Consider the following 4,179-nt stretch of genomic DNA (forward strand, 5'->3'; position numbering starts at 1 on the left):
CGCCGGCCAGGCCGGGGCCGACGAGGCAGGGGCCGCCCCCGTGCCCGCCCGCCCCTCGTGGCCGCACTTCCTGGGCCGCCTCAGCGACGTGATCACCACGGTCGTCTCGCTGGTGCCCCTCGACGCCCTGCTGGTCTCCGGCGAAGTCGCCTCGACCACGGGTTTCACGGCCCTCCTGGCGCGGACGCTGGCGCTGCGGCTGCGCGGGCGCGCCCCCTGCGTCATCCCACTGACCCACGCCGTCCCCGCAGAGCCCGCCCGCATGGCCACCGCGCTGCGCGCCACGGTCCTCACGTCCTGACACACCGAACCGGCAACGACGCCGAACCCCGACTCCGAAAGGAAAACCCATGATCCAGGGCATTTTGATCCTGCTGACCTTCATCGTGGTCGCCGCACTGATGATGGCCAAGAAACTCCCCACCCTGGTGGCGCTGCCCCTCATGGCGGTCGTCATCGGCCTCATCGCCGGCGTCCCGCTGATCGCCAAGGACGACCAGGGCGTCGCCACGGGGCTGCTCGACGGCGTCTTCGAGGGCGGCACCGTGAAGATGGCCTCCGCGATCATCGCCGTCGTCTTCGGCGCGTGGCTGGGGCAGCTGATGAACCGCACCGGCGTCACGGAGACCATCATCAAGAAGAGCGCCGAACTGGGCGGCGGGCGGCCCCTGGTCGTCACCCTCATCATGGCGGTCGCCACCGCGCTGCTGTTCACGACTCTGTCCGGCCTGGGGTCCATCATCATGGTGGGCTCCATCGTCCTGCCGATCCTGATCTCCGTGGGCATCCCCGCAGCCTCGGCCGCCTGCGTGTTCCTCATGTCCTTCACCACGGGACTGGCCCTCAACGTCGCCAACTGGCAGGTGTTCGCCAAGCTCTTCTCCCTCGACATCGCCGTCGTCCAGGGCTTCGAGTTCTACCTGGCCGCGGCCACGGGCGTGGCGACCGTCGTGTTCATCCTGGTGGAGTTCGCGCGCAACGGCATCAAGTTCGCGTTCTCGGCGCCCGCCCCCTCCCCCGCCGGCCCCTCCTCGGACACGCGCGCGCTCAAGGGCGTCACCGGCGCCCTGGCGATGCTCACCCCGCTGATCCCCATCGTCCTGGTCGCCGCGCTGAAACTGCCCGTCACCGTGGCCTTCACGATCGGCATCGTGTGGTGCCTGGTGTTCACGGCGCGCGGATTCAGCCGGGCGATGAACACGCTGGCGAAGACGTGCTACGACGGGATCACCGACGCCGGTCCGGCGGTCATCCTCATGGTCGGCATCGGCATCCTCTTCCTGTCCGTCACCCACCCGAAGGTCAAAGAGGTCCTGGACCCCATCCTGCTGGCGGTCGTGCCCTCCGGCCGCTGGGCGTACATCCTCTTCTTCATCGTTCTGGCGCCGCTGGCCCTGTACCGGGGCCCGATGAACATGTTCGGCCTGGGCTCGGGCATCGCCGCCCTCATCACCGGCCTGGGGACGATGAACCCCCTGGCGGTCATGGCGGCCTTCCTCTCCGCCGAGCGCATCCAGGCCGGCGCGGACCCCACGAACACGCAGAACGTGTGGACCGCGAACTTCTGCGAGGTCGATGTCAACACGTGCACGAAGCGCATCCTCCCCTACCTGTGGGCGGTGTCGGCCATCGGCGTCCTGCTGGGGGCGTTCCTCTACTTCTGAGGCCGTCTCCCCCATCCGGCCCCGCCTGGCGACATCGGCGGGGCACGGGGCCGGGCGGCGCCCAGCAGCGCGGGCCCGCCCGGTCCCACTCCCCCACGGCGCCCCTCCCCCGGCACGCCCGCACCCACTGGGCGTCGCGCCTCCCAGACGGCACCCGCCTGACGGCGCACCACCCGCCACCGCCCGGGCCGGTCCCCACGGCGGCCCGCCCCCGCCTGTCGGCCCCGCTCGGGGCGCAGCAACGAAACGAGAGAAACCATGCCCGTAAGAATCGGAATCGACGTCGGCGGCACCTTCACGGACGCCGTTGCCATCGACAACACCACTTTCGAGGTGATCGGGAGCGCGAAGGTCCCCACCACCCACTCCGCGCCCGAGGGAGTGGCCGCCGGGATCGTCCAGGCCCTCCACCAGGTCATGGAGTCCGAGGGGATCGCGCCCGACGACGTCGTGTTCATCGCCCACGGGACCACGCAGGCGACGAACGCCCTGTTGGAGGGGGACGTGGCGACCGTCGGAGTCCTCACCCTGGGCTCCGGCCTGCAGGGGGCCAAGAGCCGTTCGGACACGACGATGGGACGCATCGAATTGGCGGAGGGCAAGGAGCTGCCCTCCACCAACCAGTACGTCGACGCCTCCGACGACGGTCTGGCCGAGCGGATCGACGCCGCCCTGGACGGCCTGCGCGACCAGGGCGCCCAGGCGGTCGTCGCCGCCGAGGCCTTCAGCGTGGACGACCCCGCCCACGAGGCCCTCGTGGTCGACCGGTGCGCCGAGCGCGGCGTTCCCGCGACCGCCACGAACGAGATCTCCAAGCTCTACGGCCTCAAAGTGCGCACCCGCACCGCCGTGGTCAACGCCTCGATCATGCCGAAGATGCTGGAGGCGGCGACGATGACCGAGCGCTCCATCCGCCAGGCCCGGATCCCCAGCCCCCTCATGGTCATGCGCTGCGACGGCGGCGTCATGACGGTCGACGAGGTCCGCCGCCGCCCGATCCTCACGATCCTGTCCGGCCCCGCGGCCGGGGTGGCCGGGGCACTGCGCTACGAGCGGCTCACCGACGGCGTCTTCTTCGAGGTGGGGGGCACCTCCACTGACATCTCCTGCGTGAAGGACGGCCAGGTGATGGTCACCTACGCCGAGGTCGGCGGCCACAAGACCTACCTGAGCTCCCTCGACGTGCGGACCGTGGGCATCGGCGGGGGCTCGATGGTGCAGATCCGCGGCGGCCGTGCGGTGGGGACGGGCCCGCGCAGCGCCCACATCGCGGGCATCGACTACGAGGTGTACGCGGACGCCGGCACAATCACCAACCCCCGCCTCGTCGCCGTGCGCCCACTGCCCGGGGACCCCGAGTACGCGGTCGTCGAGTGCGACGGGGGCGCCCGCGTGTGCCTCACGATGGCGGGGGCGGCCAATATCGCGGGCCTCGTGGGAGACCAGGACTACGCGCGGGGGGACGTGGAGGCGGCGAGGCGCGCGTGGGCCCCCTTGGCCAAGTCGATGGGCTGCTCGGTGGAGGAGGCCGCCGAGGCGGTGCTGGCCTTCGCCTCGCAGAAGAACGCGGCCGTCGCCTCGCAGCTCATGCGCGACTACCACCTGGATCCGCGCACGACGGTGTTCGTCGGCGGGGGCGGGGGCGCGGCGGCGGTGGTCCCCCACCTGGCCCGCACGATGGGGCACCGGCACCGCCTGGCCCGCAACGCCGCTGTCATCTCCACCATCGGCGTCGCCATGGCGATGGTGCGGGACATGGTGGAGCGCTCCGTGGTGAACCCGACGGACGAGGACGTCATCGCGATCCGCAGGGAGGCCGAGCTCAAGGCCATCCAGTCCGGCGCCGCTCCGGGCACGGTCGAGGTGACCGTCGAGGTCGACTCCCAGCGCAACATGGTCCGCGCCGTCGCGGTGGGCGCCACGGAGATGCGCGCGGAGACGGCGGAGGACGGGGCCCTCGGGGACGGCGAGCTCCTCGCCACCGTGGCCGAGAACCTCGACCTGCCCGCCCAGGAGCTCACGATCGCTGCGCGCACGGACCAGATGCTGGCGGTCACGGCCCGCGTGAGGCGCAAGCGGCTCTTCGGGCTGCTCTCCTCGACGAAGATCCCCGTCCGCCTCATCGACGCCTTCGGGGTGATCCGCTTGCAGAAGGCCAACGCGCGGGTGTGGCCCGCCACCGTGGCCTCCGCCGCCACCGTGGTCGACGAGGCGATCGACGAGCTCACGGTCTACAACGACGGCGGCGCCAACTACCCCAACCTCCACCTGGTCGTCGGCGGGAAGACCATCAACCTGTCCGGCCTGTCCAGCGAGGACCAGATCCGCTCCCTGGCCGGGGTGGAGCTGCAGGGGTACGACGGCGCCGCGCCGTTGATCGTCATCGGCACGACCAGGCTGGAGGACTGAGCCGTGGCCGCGCCCGCAGCAGCGGCACCCGCGTTCCCCTACCCGTGCCGGGGCGCCTGCGCCCCCGAGTTCGCCGCGGACCCGTGCGCCGGGCGGCTGGCCGGGG

At 71.6% G+C, this 4,179-nt stretch carries 3 protein-coding genes; all 3 read left to right on the plus strand.

All coding sequences use genetic code 11. The features are described 5' to 3' along the window. On the plus strand, positions 1–301 hold a 301-nt coding region (locus BH719_RS09685), incomplete at its 5' end, for a hypothetical protein (RefSeq protein ID WP_173647183.1). Positions 302–350: 49 nt separating this feature from the next. Then, positions 351–1,664: a C4-dicarboxylate ABC transporter gene (locus BH719_RS06345; protein WP_009743984.1), complete on the plus strand. Its 1,314-nt coding sequence runs from the start codon at positions 351–353 to the stop codon at positions 1,662–1,664. 258 nt (positions 1,665–1,922) lie between these two features. Beyond that, positions 1,923–4,073, plus strand: coding sequence for a hydantoinase/oxoprolinase family protein (locus BH719_RS06350; protein ID WP_009743985.1), 2,151 nt, complete (start codon positions 1,923–1,925; stop codon positions 4,071–4,073). Positions 4,074–4,179 lie beyond the last annotated feature (106 nt).

The sequence above is a fragment of the Pauljensenia hongkongensis genome, assembly GCF_001746855.1.
Lineage (GTDB): Bacteria > Actinomycetota > Actinomycetes > Actinomycetales > Actinomycetaceae > Pauljensenia > Pauljensenia hongkongensis.